Origin of the sequence: Streptomyces sp. WMMC500 (assembly GCF_027497195.1) — a bacterium.
Classification (GTDB): Bacteria; Actinomycetota; Actinomycetes; order Streptomycetales; family Streptomycetaceae; genus Streptomyces.
This window is the reverse complement of the sequence record NZ_CP114905.1, coordinates 6,461,978-6,481,157: the sequence shown is the minus strand read 5'-3', so window position 1 is coordinate 6,481,157 and position 19,180 is coordinate 6,461,978. Positions and strand designations below refer to the sequence as shown.

Annotated in this window: 16 protein-coding genes; 1 reads left to right on the top strand and 15 read right to left on the bottom strand. The window is 67.2% G+C overall.

The features are described from left to right. Positions 1 to 118: 118 nt before the first annotated feature. The 4 genes from O7599_RS27865 to O7599_RS27850 all read right to left on the bottom strand — a co-directional run bounded on the left by O7599_RS27865 (position 119) and on the right by O7599_RS27850 (position 6,660). Positions 119 to 1,546, bottom strand: coding sequence for a hypothetical protein (locus tag O7599_RS27865; RefSeq protein ID WP_281618354.1), 1,428 nt, complete (start codon positions 1,544 to 1,546; stop codon positions 119 to 121). A 144-nt stretch (positions 1,547 to 1,690) separates the two neighbouring features. Beyond that, a complete protein-coding gene (locus O7599_RS27860; protein WP_281618353.1) occupies positions 1,691 to 2,608 on the bottom strand; it encodes an aminoglycoside phosphotransferase family protein in 918 nt (305 codons plus the stop codon). A 371-nt stretch (positions 2,609 to 2,979) separates the two neighbouring features. After that, the gene (locus O7599_RS27855) at positions 2,980 to 4,947 is read right to left on the bottom strand and encodes a TIGR03960 family B12-binding radical SAM protein (RefSeq protein WP_281618352.1); all 1,968 of its coding nucleotides are present in this window, start codon (positions 4,945 to 4,947) and stop codon (positions 2,980 to 2,982) included. Positions 4,948 to 5,037: 90 nt separating this feature from the next. After that, positions 5,038 to 6,660, bottom strand: coding sequence for a CYTH and CHAD domain-containing protein (locus tag O7599_RS27850; RefSeq protein ID WP_281618351.1), 1,623 nt, complete (start codon positions 6,658 to 6,660; stop codon positions 5,038 to 5,040). 127 nt (positions 6,661 to 6,787) lie between these two features. Here O7599_RS27850 and O7599_RS27845 point away from each other — a divergent pair, with 127 nt between their 5' ends. Continuing rightward, a complete protein-coding gene (locus O7599_RS27845; RefSeq protein WP_281618350.1) occupies positions 6,788 to 7,351 on the top strand; it encodes a DoxX family protein in 564 nt (187 codons plus the stop codon). A gap of 78 nt (positions 7,352 to 7,429) precedes the next feature. Here the strand turns inward: O7599_RS27845 and rodA are convergent, their stop codons facing one another. From rodA to O7599_RS27790, 11 genes are all read right to left on the bottom strand, one after another. Beyond that, positions 7,430 to 8,629 carry a rod shape-determining protein RodA gene (gene rodA, locus O7599_RS27840; protein ID WP_281618349.1) on the bottom strand — a complete coding sequence of 400 codons (1,200 nt, stop codon included), beginning with the start codon at positions 8,627 to 8,629 and terminating at the stop codon, positions 7,430 to 7,432. Continuing rightward, positions 8,626 to 10,713, bottom strand: coding sequence for a penicillin-binding protein 2 (mrdA, locus tag O7599_RS27835; protein WP_281618348.1), 2,088 nt, complete (start codon positions 10,711 to 10,713; stop codon positions 8,626 to 8,628). The genes rodA and mrdA overlap by 4 nt, the downstream gene beginning before the upstream one ends. Next, positions 10,710 to 11,429 (bottom strand): rod shape-determining protein MreD, encoded by a 720-nt coding sequence (gene mreD / locus O7599_RS27830; protein ID WP_281618347.1) that lies wholly within the window; start codon positions 11,427 to 11,429, stop codon positions 10,710 to 10,712. Before mreD ends, mrdA begins: the two co-directional genes overlap by 4 nt. Next, positions 11,426 to 12,490, bottom strand: coding sequence for a rod shape-determining protein MreC (mreC, locus tag O7599_RS27825; RefSeq protein ID WP_281618346.1), 1,065 nt, complete (start codon positions 12,488 to 12,490; stop codon positions 11,426 to 11,428). The genes mreD and mreC overlap by 4 nt, the downstream gene beginning before the upstream one ends. Before the next feature lie 56 nt (positions 12,491 to 12,546). Further along, the gene (locus tag O7599_RS27820) at positions 12,547 to 13,566 is read right to left on the bottom strand and encodes a rod shape-determining protein (protein WP_018834281.1); all 1,020 of its coding nucleotides are present in this window, start codon (positions 13,564 to 13,566) and stop codon (positions 12,547 to 12,549) included. 240 nt (positions 13,567 to 13,806) lie between these two features. After that, a complete protein-coding gene (locus O7599_RS27815) occupies positions 13,807 to 14,160 on the bottom strand; it encodes a hypothetical protein (protein WP_281618345.1) in 354 nt (117 codons plus the stop codon). A 12-nt stretch (positions 14,161 to 14,172) separates the two neighbouring features. Next, positions 14,173 to 14,505: a hypothetical protein gene (locus O7599_RS27810; protein ID WP_281618344.1), complete on the bottom strand. Its 333-nt coding sequence runs from the start codon at positions 14,503 to 14,505 to the stop codon at positions 14,173 to 14,175. A 198-nt stretch (positions 14,506 to 14,703) separates the two neighbouring features. Continuing rightward, the gene (locus tag O7599_RS27805) at positions 14,704 to 15,858 is read right to left on the bottom strand and encodes a hypothetical protein (RefSeq protein WP_281618343.1); all 1,155 of its coding nucleotides are present in this window, start codon (positions 15,856 to 15,858) and stop codon (positions 14,704 to 14,706) included. Between the two features lie 58 nt (positions 15,859 to 15,916). Then, a complete protein-coding gene (locus O7599_RS27800) occupies positions 15,917 to 16,867 on the bottom strand; it encodes a hypothetical protein (RefSeq protein WP_281618342.1) in 951 nt (316 codons plus the stop codon). Further along, the gene (locus tag O7599_RS27795; RefSeq protein ID WP_281618341.1) at positions 16,867 to 18,612 is read right to left on the bottom strand and encodes a phage tail tape measure protein; all 1,746 of its coding nucleotides are present in this window, start codon (positions 18,610 to 18,612) and stop codon (positions 16,867 to 16,869) included. The genes O7599_RS27800 and O7599_RS27795 overlap by 1 nt, the downstream gene beginning before the upstream one ends. Positions 18,613 to 18,776: 164 nt before the next feature. Further along, positions 18,777 to 19,124, bottom strand: coding sequence for a hypothetical protein (locus tag O7599_RS27790; RefSeq protein WP_281618340.1), 348 nt, complete (start codon positions 19,122 to 19,124; stop codon positions 18,777 to 18,779). Positions 19,125 to 19,180 lie beyond the last annotated feature (56 nt).

Below are 19,180 nucleotides of genomic sequence, written 5' to 3'. Positions count from 1 at the left end.
GTTCAGTTTTGAATCTCTCTCAAGCCGACGAACTGAACCAGTCACAGAGCCCATCGATTACCACGGAGCCATGACCGTACACAGCAGCGTGCATCTCGGTATCCAGCACTCACCCGAGTCATTGCCCTTCAAGTTCGGATTGTGACGCCGTCGTAATGTGCTCCATCATAAGATCATGATGGTCTCTAATTGAGTCAGTGAATTCCGCGACAAACTCGACCCCCTTGAATTCGTAGATAGCCTCTTGGATAGGAACGCCGAGATCGTGCAGCTCCACTCTATACGGTTGCCCTTCGATAGCTACCACATCCGAAAGAATGATGGCACGCGAAGGCGGCGTGGTTTCTTCTGATATTTGCACGTTGTGGCCATGATCCTTGAGCGCGCCTGCAATGCCACCGGCATTGACGCCAACAATTATGGCCAGGCGGCCGTACAGCAAGTCAAAGATCGCCCGTTGGGGGATCGGGTACAGGTAGTAAGGTCGGAAAAGCTGGGCTCCCCGAGTAACGTCAGTAGGGATCGAGGCAATTTCAAGGGTGTTACTGAAGTTGCTTTGATTCAGCTTTGCAAAGGCTTCCATGTCCTTCCTGATCCGATCATCCCTAACTGTCTCTGCGGTTATTCCGTAATTCTCATAGAAAGCAGCGATCATAAACGCGCCATCTATGAATTCGCTCGCGTAGCCGTCAGTCCTAGATTTGCGGATGACTCGCCTCAGCATCTTCCACTTGGAGGAGGAAGACGACTCCAGGGATGCGGTTAGTGTCGGCCTGCCGTCAATGTCAACAATTTTTCTACCCTCGGCTTGCTGCCAGGTGATGGCTTTTGCCATGCGCTTTGATTGGCGACTAATTCGTCTGTCTGGCCGCCCAGGGCGTTGCTCACTCTCTGATGGAACCTTGACAGTGATATTAAGTTCGGCGTCACGAGATTCCATAAAGGATATCGCAACCTGGTATTTCCAGAGGGCTGAGCCCTCTTCATCGCTGTCTGGGCCAAGCGATCGCGTTTTCACTTCGACTGTACACACACTTCTCGACTCACCCTCGAACCTGACGAAGGTGACGTCCCCAATGCGTAAGGTATCTGTAATATCATGAATGAGAGGGAAACCCCAGCCCTGACCTGCCAAGTATTCAGAGACCGCAAGTAGTCCGCGACTTCCGTGACCCTCCTGCGAAACTGGAACCGGTGCGTTTTCCGAGAGCGCGTATAGCAACTTTCTGTCCATTCCCAGGATTACCCAGGCAAACGAGTCCCCCAATCTTCTGGATTGCCACCGAGCCCACTTAAGGGATGTTAGAGCCTCAGAATCCTTCTTCCGGATACGCACTTCCTGCTTTTCGGCTCTGATTTGTTTCTGGATTTCCCACTGGAGTGCCAAAAGGTCACGCTGGAACCCCCAAAGACCGTCTGCTCCCTCGAAGTCGACCGTTATTAGTCGTTTTGCAAGACGCTCGATCTTGCGCATTAGTTTGTGCGCAACCTGATCCTCGGGCTTGGGCGGATCTAGCTGAGCTTCAGGATCGTTATCGAGAGGCATGCCAAGAGTCTGGCCCAACTTCGGTGTCGATGGAGGGATTTTTCGCCACTACCTCACGCACGACGTTGGGCGCCGATGGGCGAAGATCCACTCACTGGAGCGACTCTCGGTAGATGGCATGGAAGCCAAGATGACATGACCAAGTCACCAGGGATGCCAGTCCCTGGGGGCGTCGTCATCCTGCAGGGCGCCGATCCGGCGCCTGTACTCTTCGGCTACCCGCTTGCTTTCACCGACGTTCTGCATGAGCCACGTCGTCATGCCGAACTCTTGGATGCCACGCAGCGTTGAGTAGCCGGGCCATTCGTAGAGGTCTCGACCGTAGGCCATCACGAAGTCCGCGTACTGCTCGTCTGTCTGCCAGCCGAGGCTGTGGTGTTCGACTGTGGTGACCATCAGGTCCCACTCGGGGTGATCGAAGCAGAAGCCCTCGAAGTCGATCAGGATCACTTGGCCCCGCTTATACACCATGAGGTTCTGTACATGGGCGTCCCCGTGGACGGGACCCTTGGGCGTCTCGAAGCGCAACTCTGCGTACTTGTCCTGTAGCTCCCGCTGCCGCTTCCGCAGGAACGCCTTGTCGTCCTCCGGGATCGGGGCCCGCTCCAGCCGCAGGTCCCACTTGTCGAAAGGCTCAACCCTTGGCAGCTCCAGGCCGGCGGGCAGCATGAGAGCGTGGAGATCCCGGAGGACGGCGCCCAGCTCGCCGTACGTCGCCTTGCGTTCTCCCTCTACGATCAGATGCCAGAAGGTGACGGGGTGCCCCTCGATGGACAGCGGCTGGTCCAGGTCCTCAAGCACTCGGGATGCGGGAAGCCCTGCGTCTGCCAGCCAGCGGGAGACGGCCACTTCCTTGCGCGCGTTCTCAAGCCACTCAGGCCCGCGCGCTATCCGCACGATCACCGGCGCCGCGGCCAGTCGGAAGAGTGCGTTTTCGCCGAAACGGATCAGTTCCGCGCCGTCGTCGTCCAGGCCCGCGGAGCGGCAGGCCGCGGACATCACCCGCGCTGCCCGTGTCGACGTGAACCCCTCACCCGATGCCCGAGCAGCGTCAGACGCCATGCCGGAACCAGCTCCCCTAGTACGTGTGCGATCAACCGGCACACGCCCTACGGGTGACCAACCCGACGTGCGCCGGACACCCCTCAGACCGTACAGAGGGAAGAGCCGTGGCACGAGGGCACGAGGGCAGCACGGCACGCGCCGCCGAGCCGGCACAACGCCCTCAGGCGCCTGCCCGCCCCTTCACACCCACTCGACCTCACAGTGGATGTCCGACGAGCCTCCAGGAGGCGGCAGAGGCGTTCTCGGGGCCTCCTGGACCGTCGGCTGTCGCGGCGCGGGCATGCCCACCGTGCGGAGGGCAGCGGCTACCTCGTTCTCGCTCGCCTCGGCCAGAGCGTCCGCCAACCGCTGTACGGCCTCGTCCACCCTCAGCCGCCGTTTCCGCTGGTCTGGCCCTTGACCACGGTGAGAGGTAGGAGCTTCTTGCCGCTCTCGCTCAGTTGTGGCCAAGTGTCCATCTGCGGGCACACCCCGCAGTCGAAGCAGGGTGTCCAGCGGCAGTCCTCGACCTCCGTCTCGTCGAGCGCGTCCTGCCAGTCCTCCCAGAGCCAGTCCTTGTCCAGGCCCGAGTCCAGGTGGTCCCAGGGCAGGACCTCCTCGTAGGAGCGCTCGCGCGTCGTGTACCAGCCGACGTCCACGCCGTGCGCCGGGAGCGCCTTCTCCGCGCAGCGCATCCAGCGCTCGTACGAGAAGTGCTCCCGCCAGCCGTCGAAGCGGCCGCCGTCCTCGTAGACGGCGCGGATGACGTCGCCGACGCGGCGGTCGCCGCGGGAGAGCAGGCCCTCGACGATGCCCGGCTTGCCGTCGTGGTAGCGGAAGCCGATGGCGCGGCCGTGGCGCTTGTCGGCGCGGATGCGGTCGCGCAACTGCTCCAGGCGGGCGTCGGTGTCCTCGGCGGAGAGCTGCGGGGCCCACTGGAAGGGCGTGTGCGGCTTGGGCACGAAGCCGCCGATGGAGACGGTGCAGCGGATGTCGTTGGACCGCGCGACCTCGCGGCCCTTGGCGATGACCTTGGCCGCCATGTCCGCGATCTGCACCACGTCCTCGTCGGTCTCGGTCGGCAGCCCGCACATGAAGTAGAGCTTGACCTGCCGCCAGCCGTTGCCGTACGCGGTGGCGACCGTGCGGATCAGGTCCTCCTCCGAGACCATCTTGTTGATGACCTTGCGGATGCGCTCGGTGGCGCCCTCGGGGGCGAAGGTGAGGCCGGAGCGGCGGCCGTTGCGCGTCAGCTCGTTGGCCAGGTCGATGTTGAAGGCGTCGACGCGGGTGGAGGGCAGCGACAGGCCGACCTTGTCCTCCTCGTAGCGGTCGGCGAGGCCCTTGGCGACGTCGCCGATCTCGCTGTGGTCCGCCGACGACAGCGACAGCAGCCCGACCTCCTCGAAGCCGGTGGCCTTCAGGCCCTTGTCGACCATCTCGCCGATGCCGGTGATGCTGCGCTCCCGTACCGGGCGGGTGATCATGCCGGCCTGGCAGAAGCGGCAGCCGCGGGTGCAGCCGCGGAAGATCTCCACGCTCATCCGCTCGTGCACGGTCTCGGCCATGGGCACCAGCGGCTGCTTCGGGTACGGCCACTCGTCGAGGTCCATGACGGTGTGCTTGGAGACGCGCCACGGCACGCCGGAGCGGTTCGGCACGACGCGGGCGATGCGGCCGTCGGGCAGGTACTCGACGTCGTAGAACGACGGCACGTACACCCCGCCCGTCTTCGCCAGCCGGAACAGCAGCTCCTCGCGCCCGCCCGGGCGGCCCTCGGCCTTCCACGCCTTGACGATGTCGGTCATCGTCAGCACCGCCTGCTCGCCGTCGCCGATCACCGCGCAGTCCACGAAGGCGGCGATCGGCTCCGGGTTGAACGCGGCGTGCCCGCCGGCGACGACGATCGGGTCGTCGTCGCCGCGGTCGGCGGCGGCCAGCGGGATGCCGGCGAGGTCGAGGGCGGCGAGGAGGTTGGTGTAGCCCAGCTCGGTGGCGAAGGAGACGCCGAGGAGGTCGAAGGCGCGCACGGGACGGTGGCTGTCCACGGTGAACTGCGGCACGTCGTGCGCGCGCATCAGCTCCTCCAGGTCCGGCCACACGCTGTACGTGCGCTCGGCGAGCGTGTCCGCCCGCTCGTTCAGCACCTCGTAGAGGATCATGACGCCCTGGTTGGGCAGGCCGACCTCGTACGCGTCCGGGTACATGAGCGCCCAGTGGACGTCGACCGCGTCCCAGTCCTTGACGGTGGAGTTCAGCTCACCGCCGACGTACTGGATCGGCTTCTGGACGTGCGGCAGGAGGGCTTCCAGGCGGGGGAAGACCGACTCGGCGGTGGATGCGGGCGCGGCAGTCATCGGGAAAGCTGTCCTCGGCGGTCCTGTGATACGTACGCGGGTGGCCATTCAGCGTAGCGCGCGCCCGGCACGTGCCCCTCTTCGCGCTGCTCAGAGGTGTTTCCGCGACAGCCGCGGCAGCCGGTCGCGCAGCTCCGCCGCGCGCGCCTCCTCGCGCGCGTAGAGGATGCCGTACGTGAACGAGGGCTCCCCCGCGGCCTGCGCCTGCACCGCGATCTCGCGCAGCGCGGCGCGCGCCACCACGCCGTCCTGGTAGTCGCCCAGCAGATCCTGGACCTCGCGCATCAGGGACGTGACGTCCTTGGCCTCCCGGCCGAGGACGGGGCGGGCGACCTCGGCGGCGTAGCGCGTGCGCTTGGCGGCCTTGCGGGTCTCGTGGATGGCGGTGTCGCGGTCGGGGCCCGGCGCGAGGTCGAAGGTCTCCTGGAGGTGTCCGGCGAAGCGCCGGTACTGCCGGTCGACGGCCTTGCGGAGCACGGGCTCGGCGGGGCGGTCGGCGGCCGGGCGCAGCGGCGGGTGGGCGAGGACGTCGTCGAGGTCGTCGAGCAGGGTGAGGTAGCGGCGGCCGTCGAGCAGGGCGACGACACGGCGCCGGGAGCCGGTGCGGCGGGCGGTGGACCAGATGCGCAGCCGGCCGCGGACGGGGCCGAGGAGGAGGGGGCGCTCCAGCTCCCCGAGGCCGGCGTGGATCCGCTCGGTGAGCACCTCGCGGTCGCGGTCGACGCCGAGTTCACCGGCCAGCCAGCGCAGTTCGCCGGACAGCGGGTCGGTGCGGGTCCGGTCGAGCACGGCGCGGTAGCTGCGGAACGTGCTGCGCAGGCGGCGGCTGGCCACGCGCATCTGGTGGACGGCGTCGGGCTGGTCGCGGCGGACGGCGGGGTCCAGCTCGATGAGGGCGGTGATCTGCTTGCGGACGTAGTCGAGGACGACGTCGCCGGCGGGGCGGGCGGCGGGCTTCGGGGGCTTCGCGGGCTTGTTGTCGGCGGTCTTCTTCTTGCCGGCCGACTTCTTCTTGCCGTCCTTGCCGTCCTTGCCGCTCTTGCTGCTCTTGCCGTCCTTCCCGTTCTTCGTTTTCTTGCCGTCCTTCGCCTTCTTCCCCGCCTTCTCGTCCGTCTCCTCCAGCGCCCGCGCCAGCTTCGACCCCGCCGCCGACCGCCGCAGCCCGGCCCCGGTCAGCGCCGCCTCCACCGCGTCCAGCAGCGCCGGGTCTCCCCCGGGGCTCAGCTCGGCCTCCACCTCGGCCCACTGCGCCGTCGCCCCCGTCTCCGGGCGCTCCGCGGTCACCCGGTCGACGGAGACCTCCGCGACCGGTTCGCCGTCCGTGCCGAGCAGTTGGTGGACGTCCCGCTCCGAGCGGATGCGGACCACGGGCGCCAGCTCCGCGTCACGCGTACGGGATCGGACGAGTGCCGTGAGGCGGCGCGGGATGTCCTCGCCGAGCGGGGCGCGCACCTCGTCGCGTACGCCGGCCGCCACCGGCAGCTTCAGGTGCCAGCCCGCGTCCTCGCCGCCCGTGCGGCGGCGCAGGGTGATGCCGTCGGCCGCCAGCCGGCGGCCGGCGGTGTCGTAGTAGACGGCGTCGAGCAGGGCGGTCCCCTGGTCGATCACCGCCGTGACGCCCTCGACGCCCGTCAGGTCCGGCAGCGGGGGGAGCTCGCGGGCACCCGCCGTGGCCTCGTACTTCCGCTCGATCTCGCGCACCGTGTCCACCATGAATCGAATTTAGCCGCGTCGGGGCGTTTGGTCATGAGGTGCGCGGTGCCGGATCACGGGAGGAGCCGGGTGGCGAGGGTTCCGGGGGTGTCCTAGCGTCGCGCCCAGAACGACAAGGAGCCCGCCCATGACCCAGACGCGCACCATCCCCGTCATCAGCTACGCCGAGGACGTCAGGGAGGGCGTGACCGGTGTCGACGCCGGGCTGCTGGTGCTGCGGGCTGCGGCCGGCGTCGTCATGGCGGGGCACGGCGCGCAGAAGCTCCTCGGCTGGTTCGGCGGCGCCGGGTTCGACCCGACGGCGGCGACCCTGGCCGCGGCCGGCTACCCCGCCGAGCGGACGATGACCTGGGTGCTGGGGCTGAGCGAGATCGTCGGCGGGGTCGCGCTGGTCGCCGGCTTCCTCACCCCGTTGGCGGCCGCCTCGGTGATCGGCGTGATGATCAACGCGGTGGCCGTCAAGTGGGGCTTCGACTGGAGCGGCCCGATCGCGGCGGCGGATCCACGGGGCATCGAGTACGAGGTCCTGCTGTGCGCGGCGGGCGTGGCGCTCGCGCTGACCGGGGCGGGGCAGGTCTCCGTGGACGGTGCGCGGGGGGCGCTGCGCGGCGGGCGGCTCGCGGCCGGGGTGGGGGCGGTGCTGCTGGGGGTGGTCGCGGCGGCGGCCGTGCTGCTCCTGCGGCGGTGGTGACGCGGGTGCGCCGGGCCCGCGCCGAGAACGCCGCCCCGGCTCCGTACCGCCGCCGGGGCCGCGCCGCTCCGGCCGCGGTCAGGCGGACAGCGGCCGCTGCGCCTTGATGGACTGCAGCAGTCCCACCGCGATCCACACCGCGAACATCGACGAGCCGCCGTAGCTCACGAACGGCAGCGGCAGACCCGCCACCGGCATGATGCCGAGCGTCATCCCGATGTTCTCGAAGGACTGGAACGCGAACCACGCCACCACGCCCGCCGCGACGATCGTGCCGTACAGGTCGCTGGCGTCCCGCGCGATCCGGCACGCGCGCCACAGCATCACGCCGAGCAGCAGCAGGATGAGCCCCGCGCCCACGAAGCCCAGCTCCTCGCCGGCCACCGTGAAGATGAAGTCGGTCTGCTGCTCGGGCACGAACTGGCCCGTCGTCTGGCTGCCCTCGCCCAGGCCCTTGCCGGTGGCCCCGCCGGAGCCGATGGCGATACGGGCCTGGTTGGTGTTGTAGCCGACGCCGGCCGGGTCGAGCGCCGGGTTGGCGAAGGCCGCGAAGCGGTTGACCTGGTACTCGTCGAGCATGCCCAGCGAGACGACCAGCGCCGCGCCGCTGACGCCGGCCAGCACCAGGCCCAGCACCCAGCGGTTCGACGCGCCGGAGGCAAGCAGCACGCCCAACACGATCGCCGTCAGCACCATCGCCGAGCCGAGGTCCGGCATCAGCACGACGATCCCGATGGGCACCGCGGCCATGCCGAGGGCCTGGACGACGGTGCGGTGGTCGGGGTACTGGCGGTCACCCGCGTCGACCCGGGCGGCCAGGATCATCGCCATCCCCAGGATGATCGTGATCTTGGTGAACTCGGCCGGCTGGACCGTGAAGCCGCCGCCGAGGTCGAGCCAGGCGCGGGAGCCGTTGATGGTGCTGCCCAGCGGGCTGAGCACCATGGCGACGAGCATCAGCGACAGCCCGTACAGCACCGGCACCACCCCGCGCAGCGTGCGGTGGCCCACCCAGACGGTGGCGGCCATCAGCGCGATGCCGACCGTGGTGAAGATCGCGTGCCTTGTCACGAAGAAGTACGGGTCGCCGCCGGTGAGGTCGTCGCGGTTGCGGGTCGCGGACCAGACGAGCGCGGTGCCGACGACGGACAGCGCGAGACCGGAGAGCATCAGCATCCAGTCCAGCCGGCGCACCAGCGAGTCGCGCGCGGTCAGCTTGCCCCACGTGCCCAGCTCGGGGGTGAAGCGCCGGACCGAGTACCCGTCGGTCGCCGTCATCGTGCCTCGATCCTGCCGTCCGGCGAGATCTTCGGCAGGTCCTTCTCCGGCTTCGGCAGCAGCGCCTTCTTCGGGTCGATGCCGCCGCCCTTGCCGACGCCGTACAGCGCGTCGTACACGGCGCGGACCGCGGGCGCCGAGGCGCCGGAGCCGGTGCCGCCCTGGGACATGGTCATGACGATCGCGTATTCCTCGGTGTACGTCGCGAACCACGACGTCGTCTGCTTGCCGTAGACCTCGGCGGTGCCCGTCTTCGCGTGCATCGGGATCTCGTCCTGCGGCCAGCCGGTGAACCGCCAGGCGGCGGTGCCCCGGGTCGCGACGCCCGCGAGCGCGTCGTTCATGGCGGCGTGCGTGGCCTTGTCCAGCGGCAGCTTGCCGTGCGACTTCGGCTCGATCATGTCGATCTTCTTGCCGTCGGCGCTGATGACGGCCTTGCCGACGGTCGGGTCGTACAGCGTGCCGCCGTTGGCGATCGCGGCGTACATCGTCGCCATCTGTATCGGGGTGACGAGCGTGTCGCCCTGGCCGATGGAGTAGTTGACGGAGTCACCGGCGCGCATCCGCATGCCTTCCAGGCAGTTCTCGTACGCGATGCGCTCGGCGTAGTCGCCGTCCTGCTTGCCCTGCTTGCACCAGGCGTCCTTGTTGGCCCGCCAGTAGTCCTTCTTCCACTGCCGGTCGGGCACCCGGCCGGTGACCTCGTTGGGCAGGTCGACGCCGGTCTCCGCGCCGAGGCCGAACTGGTGCGCGGTCTTGTAGAACCAGTCGTCGGGCTTCTTCTTCGGCTTGTTGCCGCCGTCGTTCAGCCACTCCTGGTGCGCGAGCCGGTAGTAGACCGTGTCGCAGGAGACCTCCAGCGCGCGGCCGAGGCCGATGGCGCCGTAGCTCTGCGACTCGAAGTTCTTGAAGACCTGGCCGCCGATGCTGTAGTCGCTGCTGCACTCGTAGCTGCCGTCGAAGTCGTAGCCGGCGTTGACCGCGGCCGTCGTCGGGATCGGCTTGAAGATCGAGCCGGGGGCCGACTGGCCCTGGATCGCCCGGTTCAGCAGCGGGTAGTTGGCCTTCTTGCCGGTCAGCTTCTTGTACGTGCCGGCGTCGATGCCGCCGACCCAGTCGTTCGGGTCGTACGTCGGGTTGGAGGCCATGGCGACGATGCGGCCGGTGTCGGCCTCCATCACCACCATCGCGCCGGAGTCCGCCTTGTAGTTCGTGCCGGTGTTGTCGTCGAACTGGGTGCGCGCCGCCTTCATCGCCTTGTCCAGCTCCTTCTCGGCCAGCGCCTGCACCCGCGAGTCGATGCTCGTGACCAGGTTGGAGCCGGGCGTCCCGGGCTGCTTGTCGGCCTCCCCTATCACCCGTCCGAGCTTGTCGACGCGGTAGCTCGTCACGCCGGCCTGGCCGCGCAGCTCGGAGTCGTAGGAGCGCTCCAGGCCGGAGCGGCCGATCTGGTCGGTGCGCAGCAGCGGGTTGTCGCTGTCCTCGGCAGCGGCGATCTCCTCGTCGGTGACCGGGGAGAGATAGCCGAGCACCTGCGCGGTGTTCGCCTCGTTCGGCGCGCCGTAGCGGCGGACGGCGGTGGGCTCCGCGGTGATGCCGGGGAACTCCTCCTCGCGCTCGCGGATCTGCAGCGCCTGGCGGGCGGTGGCCTCGTCGGTGATGGGGATGGGCTGGTAGGGGGAGCCGTTCCAGCACGGCTTGGGGGTCTCGGCGTCGCAGAGCCGGACCCGCTCCATCACGGTCCTGGGCTTCATGCCGAGCACGCCGGCGAGCTTGGTCAGTATCGCTTCGCCCTCGTCCTCCATCCGCATCAGGTCGGTGCGGCTGGCGGAGACCACGAGGCGGGTCTCGTTGTCGGCGAGCGGCTCGCCGCGGGAGTCGAGGATGGAGCCGCGGACGGCGGGCTCGATGACCTGCTGGACGTGGTTGCCTGCGGCCTCCTCCTCGTACTCCTGGCCGTTGCGGATCTGCAGGTACCACAGCCGGCCGCCGAGGGTCAGCAGCAGCGAGAGCACGAGCACCTGAATCGCGACGAGCCGGACGGTGACCCGGGTGGACTTGCCGGTCTCGGGGATGTTGGTCACAGCCGCTTCACCCCTTTGATGCGGGTGGCCTTGGCGGATTTGGACTTGGGGCCGAACAGGTTGCCGCGCTGCCGGCCGATGCCGCCGCGGCCGTAGGAGCGGGCGCGCCTGACGGCGGCGCGGCTGGCGGTGCCGCCGGCCAGCCAGCGGTACGCGGAGTCGCCGGAGGCCGTGCCGCCGGTGGCGGTCTCCGCGGCCTCGGCGGTCGTGTCGCGGTCGGCCCTGCGGGCCAGCGCCATCACCAGCGGGACGGTGAACGGGGCGAGCAGCAGGTCGTAGATCGCGGCGGTGAAGACCAGGTTGCCCAGGCCCACGCCGCGCACCGAGCCCTCGCCGACGAGGGCGCCGACGCCCGCGTACAGCAGCGTGGAGCCGACGGCGGCGCAGCCGACGACCATCATCGGGCCCGCCGCGGTACGCACCTGGCCGGACTCGGGCTTGATGAGCCCGGCGAGGTAGCCGATGACGGCGAGCACGAGGGCGTAGCGGCCCACGGCGTGGTCGGCGGGCGGTGCGATGTCGGCGAGCAGGCCGCCGGTGAAGCCGACGAGCGCGCCGCCGACGTGGCCGTAGACCATCGCGAGGGCGAGGACGACGAGGAGCGTCAGATCGGGCACGGCGCCGGGCAGATGGAGCCGGGCGAGCACGGTGACCTGGAAGACGAGGGCGGTCACCAGCAGCGTGGCGCAGAGCAGAACGCGGTTCACGTGCCTCATGGGGTCAGCCCGTCCTCTCCGGCCGCGGGGCCCCCTGCGGCGGGATCGCCGGCCGGGTCCTCCCCGGCTCCGACGCCGGCACCGGTGTCCGTACCGGCGTCGGTACCTGCGTCGGTCCCGGCCCCGGCGTCCGCCCCGCCGTCCGCCGCGTCCTCGCCGCCCAGGGGGACGGTGACGGTGACGGTCGGCGTCGGCGTGGCCTTCGGCTCGGGTGGCAGCACCGCGTCGCGCGGGTCGTCGCGGGGCGGCTGGACGACGACTCCTACGATGTCGAGCCGGGTGAACGAGGCGTACGGCTCGACGTACACGGTGCGGGTGACGTCGCCGACCGGCTCGACCGACGAGACGACTCCTATCGGCACGCCCGGCACGAACGGCCGGGAGCCCCGGGAGCCGAAGGTCACCAGCCGGTCGCCCTTGGCCACCTTCAGCTTGCCGTTGAGCAGCTCGACCTTCATGGGCCGGTCGCCCTGGCCGGTGGCGAAGCCCAGCTCGCTGGTCTTCTCCAGCCGGGTGCCGACGGTGAACTCGGGGTCGTTGGCGAGCAGCACGGTGGCGGTGGACGGGCCGACGGTGGTGATGCGGCCGACGAGGCCGTCGCCGTTCAGCACGGTCATGTCCCGCTCCAGGCCGTCGCGGGAGCCGGCGTCGATGGTCACGGTCCAGGACAGGCCCTGGGCCGCTCCTATGGCGATGACCTGGGCGCCCTTGATCCCGTACCGGCCGGCGCCCGCGGTGCCCAGGATCTTGTCCAGCTCGGCGGCCCGGGCGCGGTTGCGGTCGTCGCTGCCCAGCCGCTGTTTCAGCTCGGCGTTCTGCCGCTGCAGCTCGGCGATCCGGTCGTGCCTGTCCCCGGACTCGCGGACCGCCTCGATCGCGTTGCCCACCGGGTCGACCACCGTGGCGACGCCGTTCTCGACGGGCCCCAGCGCCGCCGCGGCCCCCCGCTTCGTGGCGTCCAGGGGAGAGTCGTCCCCGCCCCGGATGTCCACCGTGATCAGCGCGAACGAGATGGTGATGAGCAGCAGGAGCAGGACCCGGCTCTCTCGTGTGTCCCTCACGTGCTTCCGAAGCGCCTTCCTGGGTGTCTGGGGCTTGGGTGGTGCGGACTTGCGGGCTAGCGGCGCGGTTGTGCGTCCAGCACCTGCTGCAGCGCCTCGAACTCCTCGACGCACTTGCCGGAGCCGAGCGCGACGGAGTCGAGCGGCTCCTCTGCGAGGTGGATCGGCATCCCCGTCTCGTGCCGCAGCCGCTCGTCGAGGCCGGCCAGCAGCGCGCCGCCCCCGGTGAGCACGATGCCGCGGTCCATGATGTCGCCGGACAGCTCCGGCGGGCACTTGTCGAGCGTCGTCTTGACCGCGTCGACGATCGCGTTGAGCGGCTCCTCCATGGCCTTGCGCACCTCGGCCGAGGAGATCACGACCGTCTTCGGCAGCCCGCTGACCAGGTCCCGGCCGCGGATCTCGGTGTGCTCGTCCCGGTCGGTGTCGTACGCGGAGCCGATGGTGATCTTGATCATCTCGGCGGTGCGCTCGCCGAGCAGGAGGCTGTACTCCTTCTTGATGTGCTGGATGATCGCGTTGTCCAGCTCGTCCCCGGCGACCCGGATGGACTGCGCGGTGACGATGCCGCCGAGGGAGATCACCGCGACCTCGGTGGTGCCGCCGCCGATGTCCACGACCATGTTCCCCGTCGCCTCGTGCACCGGCAGCCCGGAGCCGATCGCCGCGGCCATGGGCTCCTCGATGATGTGCACCTGGCGCGCGCCCGCCTGGGTCGAGGCCTCGATGACCGCGCGGCGCTCGACTCCCGTGATGCCCGAGGGGACGCAGACCACGACGCGCGGGCGGGCGAGGTAGCGGCGCTTGTGGATCTTCAGGATGAAGTAGCGCAGCATCCGTTCCGTGATCTCGAAGTCGGCGATGACGCCGTCCTTCAGCGGACGCACCGCGACGATGTTGCCCGGGGTGCGGCCGATCATCTTCTTCGCCTCGGCGCCGACCGCGAGGATCCCGCCGGTGTTGGTGTTGATGGCCACGACCGACGGCTCGTTCAGCACGATGCCCCGGCCTCTGACGTACACCAGCGTGTTGGCGGTCCCAAGGTCGACGGCCATGTCACGGCCGATGAAAGACATACTGTTACTCACCTGTACCAACATCCTTGCAGGTCACAGCGGCCGTAGATCCCTCTGCGTGTGTGCGCTCCATGTAACCCTACCGATCAGAAGCGCACATGCAGAGATGACCCGCACGGCGTACCGCAAGGATCTTGCCAGGACAGCGCCCGGACAGCGCAACGGCCGGGCCGTTGCCGGGCCCGGCCGTGGTCGAAGTACAGAGGTCACGGGACGCAACCGTCCTGGCTGCACCGATGATCAGTGGTCCCGCCTACGCTCCGGTGTCTCCTCCGGGTACGCCTGGATCTCACCAATCCAGGTAGCGGCCCCCCGCTGACTGCCGTGGAAATACAAGTCGGCAGCAAGGTCGACCATGGGTTCGGGTGGCATGGGGCGCCAGTTCTTCGGAACCGGGACCTTCCCGGCGTCCCATGCCCGATAGCACCCCATCAGCCACTTCTCAGCGGCTTCCCGGCTGATGAACAACAAACGCCGCAGTTCGGTCGTGCCGTCGGGCCCCTCTACCGGGAGGGCGCAGAAGTCGAAGTACTCCCGGTCCAGAATGGCCCAGGCAGTACGCTCCATGTTCATGTTGACGTTGTACCTGTTCATGGCCCCAATCTACTAGCGCGCGGGGGCTGTTGAAACCCGAACTACGTACCCACCCACTCGAATCTGCCATTCGCCAGTCTCCGCCAGGGCGGGCGGACCCTCCCGAACCATGCAGTTGACGATCCATGCCGCCCCTTGCGCGTGATCGGGCGTCCACGTAGACCCGTGCGCCTCCCGCATGGCCGTACGGAAGGCGTCCGCAGCCTCGTTCAGGTCGTTGACCTGGGCCTGGCCCACGATCATCTCGCCTCGGGGCGGTGGCGGGTCCGCGCGCCTGAAACGGTCGATCAGGGGCCGCTTGGGCTTGATCGCGGGTACCTCAAATGTCCAGTCAACCGTCAGCATCCGCACAGAGTACAGGGCATCTCTCAGGAGCGAATCCAGCCAATTGCGTACCGGAGCCCACCGATTCGAATAGAGATCACCCGGCCCGTGGTGGGCGTGACTCCGATGGCATTTACCATCGTGCCGTCCGACGTCTGAATCGTCGTGCTGGTCGAGCCTGAGGAGAGCGCCGAGATGCGGGTATCCGCCGGCGGAGATTCATCGTTGAGAGTTTGTGCCAGCGTCGGCATTGCTCATCCCTGCCTTTCGGGTTGCGGCGGCTGACGTGCTGTCCACCCGTTCCCCGACCACGACGCGCATTTCACCGCCCAGACTGGATGCGGTGAGGGGAACGTCGAGAGCGAGAATCAGCATGACATTCGAGGATCCGTCGTCGTCAATGACACGCACGGTGTCGTAAAGCTGTAGGGCAGCGTTCGGTACGGCGGAAACGGTCTCGGTGAAGCCTCTGAGCATGGACGCTGCCCACAGGTCATTTACCGTCCGCACGGCGTCGTCTACCGTCGCGAACTGCCCGGTCTCGTAATACTGTGACACCCACCCGTGCGGGCCCCGGATATCGAGCGGGCCGGTCTGAGTGAACAATCTCCCGAAGTATGTATTCGCGCCGGTTGCCGGGTTCTTTCCCTGCGCAATGATCCAGTTGTAAACGCCGTCCCGATCCTGAGTGCGGACCCGCCGCAGCATGGTCCCGGTGGGGCCGCCCCGGAAAGTGAACACCGGAGTTCCGCTTGGTTCGCGGACATGGGGCACGAACGCCAAATCTGCAACGTCATTCACGTACACGCGGGCACCCCATGCTTCGGCCAATGTCTTAATGGGCTCCGTGCGGTCGCTCATGAAGGGGGTGGCAACGAACTGTGAGAGGCGAGGATTGGTCGGCATTGCCGAGAAATCGGGCGTGATGATCTGCACGTCATCCGTCAGCGAGTTCTGAAGTCCTACCCACGTCAGTCGACCAAGTGCGCCCTGATAGGTGTTCGATGGCCCGAATCCGTCAATGGGACTTCCTTGGATTAGCTGCTCTTTGAGCTTCCGCCATAGGTCGGCTCCGGTCACCTTGACAGTGTGCGAGTCGGATTCAACGTTGGTGATCAGATAGTGCCCCATGTGGCACATGTAGAATTCCCCGGGACTTGCCGGGTTGAAGAGACCATTCGAGATGTAGACGCTCTGCCCGTACGGGGCCAGGGGGTGAAGTCGGTCCCGTCCGGGTTGCCAGTCGAAGCCGTTTGAGTCGAAACGCGGCACGGTGAATTCGCAGCGTCTCTCCTCTTCCGCGGTCGCATCGAATGTGACGGTTCCCTCAGTGATCGGGACATCGTACTGAGGGCTGCCCTCTCGATAGGCCATGACTCGTGTCCGGGTTTGGTGGCTGGTACGGAGTGCGTCCGCCCACCACTCCGGTACCTCACGCATCGGTCACCACCTGAATGGAGAGGTGCCACATGCGGCGCCAGTCCCCGGCCCTGCCGGATACCCGCTCTTTGGTAGCCGAGAGCACCACGAATGTGACGGTGTTCCCGAGGGCAACGGCGGGACATTCGGGATCCAGCACCAGGCGCTCGTTCTGCGACAGGACGGATTCCATCTGAATGTAATCTGCCTCGGTGCGGGTCAGGAGAGAAAGGGTGCTGTGGGGCATGCGTAGGGAGTCGAATACGACGACGGGTGCCGGGGAACGGTGAATGGCCAGCACTGCGTTATCGCGGTCGTACGTCTCCTCTGGCCATTCCAGGATCTCGGTCCACGTCGGGAATGCGCCGGTTGCTGTCTGTAGGCGGGCCCGCCGCGCCGCTGACGGAACCTCGTCCACGGTCACGGCGGTAAGGAGCATTTCGCCGTCCGTGGCACCCGGCAGCATGTACGCATGGGGACGCACGTAGGCGATGGCCGGGTGCATCTTCAGGGGCGCGCCAATGTCGTTTGCCGGGCCTTCTCCGCCGGGGGTGGCGGTGCCCATTACGTACCCGATGTAGGTGGTGTACGCGGTCGTGATGGACTGGTCTCTGCAACAGGCGTATGCCTGCCCTGTAGGCGATGGCGCGCCGGTCTGGTTGATAGTGGTCGTGCCGTCGCTGGCGACCCCGGAGAATCCCACAGAGGCCCGTGGCACGACCCCGGTGGGAGTGGTCAGGGTCCGCAGCCTGGCTTGCACGCGGTACAGGCTCGACGCTGCGAGCTGAATCTGACTGCCTTGTCCCGCGCGGAGGATCTTGGCACCCCGGGCGATTGCTGCGCTGTCCGTGCCGTCCGGAATGACTTCTACGGGCCCCTCGACCGCGCCGCTTGCCGGGTTGACCGCTTCCCAGGTTCCGGCCGTGGTGAAGTCCTGAGCCATGATGCGTTGCCAGGTCGCCATTACGTGTACCTCGATCCCGCGCGGCGCCGGATTCCCTCAGTGGCCAGCGCGCCGGATACGGTGCGCTGCACCATTCCTGTGATCTGCCGTCCGTCGATATAGACGTTCACAACGGGCGCGGGCCGGCTCATGGTCATGACAGTCGGGACGCTGATTGCTCGGGTCTCGGCCGCGGTAAGCGTGCGGATTCCGTTTCCGGTGTCGGGGCCGCCGCTGAAGGGAGCGGCAGAGAAAATGCCGCCAATGCTCCCCGCGAGATCGGACAGCCATCCTGGCGGTTTAATCCTGCTGAGCCATCTGCCGAGTTCCGCGAGCCAGCTCACGGCGGATTTGATCCAGTCCACCAGCCACGAAATAAAGGTGACTACCGCGGCAATGGCGCTGATGAGTCCCGCGAGATAGAAACCCACGAGGGTCCCTACCTTCGTTCCCAACTTGGTCAGGATGGGAATGAGGTTCTTGGATACCAAGCGCCAAGCGCTTTTCAACGCGCCTGTCAGCGGCCGGAGTTCCTTCTCGTTTCTCCGGTAGGCACCGGAGACCTGATCTGCAACCGCCTTGATGGCATTCCAGGCGAGAACGAATCGCGCGTTCACGAACGCCACGATGGCGGCGAGGGAATCGCGGTTGCGGTTCACCCACCGCCCGAATCTGCTAAGGGCCGGGATGGCGTGATTGTTGATGCTCTCGACAAACTCTTGTTTCAGTCTGGAGTAAAGCTGCTGGACATCCGTCCGGCCACTTCTCAGCGTTTTCCCCATCCGGCCCGCGGCGCCCCCGACCTTCCCGAGGGAATTCACCGCTTCCGAGGGATCCAGAGAAAAGAGGGCCGCTCCCAGATCCTCGGCCTGAGTTCCGAATAGGTCGACTGCCGCGCGGGATTGGTCGACCGGATCCTTCATGGCGCGGAGGCGGTCAATGGTTTCGTCCAGAGCACGTTTCGCGGTATCGCCACCGGTCCCGAACTTCCGGGCCATCTCGTCCGCGCTCAGGCCGATTGCGTCAAAACCCCTCTTGGTGGACTCAGAGCCATCCACTGCGCGAATAGAGAATTCCTTGAGCGCATCTGCGACTACATCCGCATCGCGGGCACCACCCTTGAGTCCCTGCGAAATGAGGCCCATGGCGTCCGCACCGTCAAGTCCCAACTTCCGGAACTGCGTCGAGTATTCACTGAACGTGTCCAGCAAATCATCTGCCGCATTACCTCCGGTCTGAAAACCCCGGGTCAGAATGTCGAACGCTTCCGCTGCACTATCCGCCATGCCGGTCTTCAGCATTTGGGAAACAGACCGTGCGATCTGAGAGGACTCTTGTCCGAAAGTGGTGGCTAGGTCCGAGACCTTCGTAGCCATCTGTCGAATCTGTTTGTCCGTCGCTGTCGGGTCGAGCAGACCCGCGCGCATGACTTCACCGATGGAATCCGACGCTGTTTGAAAGTCCGCGGTGATCCCCTTGGCGAGGAGATCCCCGGCAATCTCTCCGTATCGTTTCGCCTGTTTCGGGGTGGCACCGAGTTGGGCGCCCAAGGTGGCCGTGATGCGCCGCTGGTCAAGTGCCTCGGAGAATGCGCCGATAATCGCGGCACCAATGGCGGCCCCGGCCGCTGCCGCCGCAGCGGGCCCTGCTGATTTGAGACTGTCCATCATGCCCGACACGCGGCCGGGCATCTCCCGCATATCGCGCTGAGCCTGCCGCGAATCAGACGTGACTCGAATGGTGAGGTTTGCCGGTCGTCCTGCCATCTGTGCTCACCTCCTGTGGCGCCGTTCCTCGGCTTCCCGCTGCCGGATTTCTGCTGCGATGACGGCGTGCATGGCTGCGGTTTCTGCCAGGGTGCATTCCCTGAGTGCAGCCGGAGAGATGCGCCATGCTCGGGCCAGCACCACGCGGGCCCCTACCTCTCCGGCTAGGCGGGGTCCGCCGGCTCATCCGTTCCGAGAATTGCTGCCTCCGCGGCTGCCTCCTCGTACTGGGCGAGTTCCTTTTCGTCCGGTGTCGCTTCCGGTACCGGAAGCTCTGAAATGGGGATGTCCGCTGAACACTCCCATGGGTATCTCTGCGGGTTTTCGCGCCGCGCGAATGCCACGGCAACGTGTGCCAGAAAGGCGGGTCCGTCGGCATCCGCGATTTCCTTTACCTTGAGCCGACGTTTGATGGCGTCAATCTCTCCGTTCGTCAGGTCGCGCGGGTTGGTGTACCAGCCGAACGACGGCGGGGCCGGGGCGTTCGGCGGCGGCGGCGGAAGGGTGTTCATGCTCCCGGGGTCCTTTCGACAAGGGTGTGAATGGTTCTCTCGAAATGGCTACGCCA

Coding starts and splice junctions, on each gene's coding strand:
- O7599_RS27790 (WP_281618340.1), bottom strand. CDS start 19,124: ATGAACACCCTTCCGCCGCCGCCGCCGAACGCCCCGGCCCCGCCGTCG.
- O7599_RS27845 (WP_281618350.1), top strand. CDS start 6,788: ATGACCCAGACGCGCACCATCCCCGTCATCAGCTACGCCGAGGACGTC.
- O7599_RS27860 (WP_281618353.1), bottom strand. CDS start 2,608: ATGGCGTCTGACGCTGCTCGGGCATCGGGTGAGGGGTTCACGTCGACA.
- O7599_RS27800 (WP_281618342.1), bottom strand. CDS start 16,867: ATGGCGACCTGGCAACGCATCATGGCTCAGGACTTCACCACGGCCGGA.
- O7599_RS27820 (WP_018834281.1), bottom strand. CDS start 13,566: ATGTCTTTCATCGGCCGTGACATGGCCGTCGACCTTGGGACCGCCAAC.
- O7599_RS27850 (WP_281618351.1), bottom strand. CDS start 6,660: ATGGTGGACACGGTGCGCGAGATCGAGCGGAAGTACGAGGCCACGGCG.
- rodA (WP_281618349.1), bottom strand. CDS start 8,629: ATGACGGCGACCGACGGGTACTCGGTCCGGCGCTTCACCCCCGAGCTG.
- O7599_RS27865 (WP_281618354.1), bottom strand. CDS start 1,546: ATGCCTCTCGATAACGATCCTGAAGCTCAGCTAGATCCGCCCAAGCCC.
- O7599_RS27815 (WP_281618345.1), bottom strand. CDS start 14,160: ATGAACAGGTACAACGTCAACATGAACATGGAGCGTACTGCCTGGGCC.
- O7599_RS27795 (WP_281618341.1), bottom strand. CDS start 18,612: ATGGCAGGACGACCGGCAAACCTCACCATTCGAGTCACGTCTGATTCG.
- O7599_RS27855 (WP_281618352.1), bottom strand. CDS start 4,947: ATGACTGCCGCGCCCGCATCCACCGCCGAGTCGGTCTTCCCCCGCCTG.
- mreD (WP_281618347.1), bottom strand. CDS start 11,429: ATGAGGCACGTGAACCGCGTTCTGCTCTGCGCCACGCTGCTGGTGACC.
- O7599_RS27810 (WP_281618344.1), bottom strand. CDS start 14,505: ATGCTGACGGTTGACTGGACATTTGAGGTACCCGCGATCAAGCCCAAG.
- O7599_RS27805 (WP_281618343.1), bottom strand. CDS start 15,858: ATGGCCTATCGAGAGGGCAGCCCTCAGTACGATGTCCCGATCACTGAG.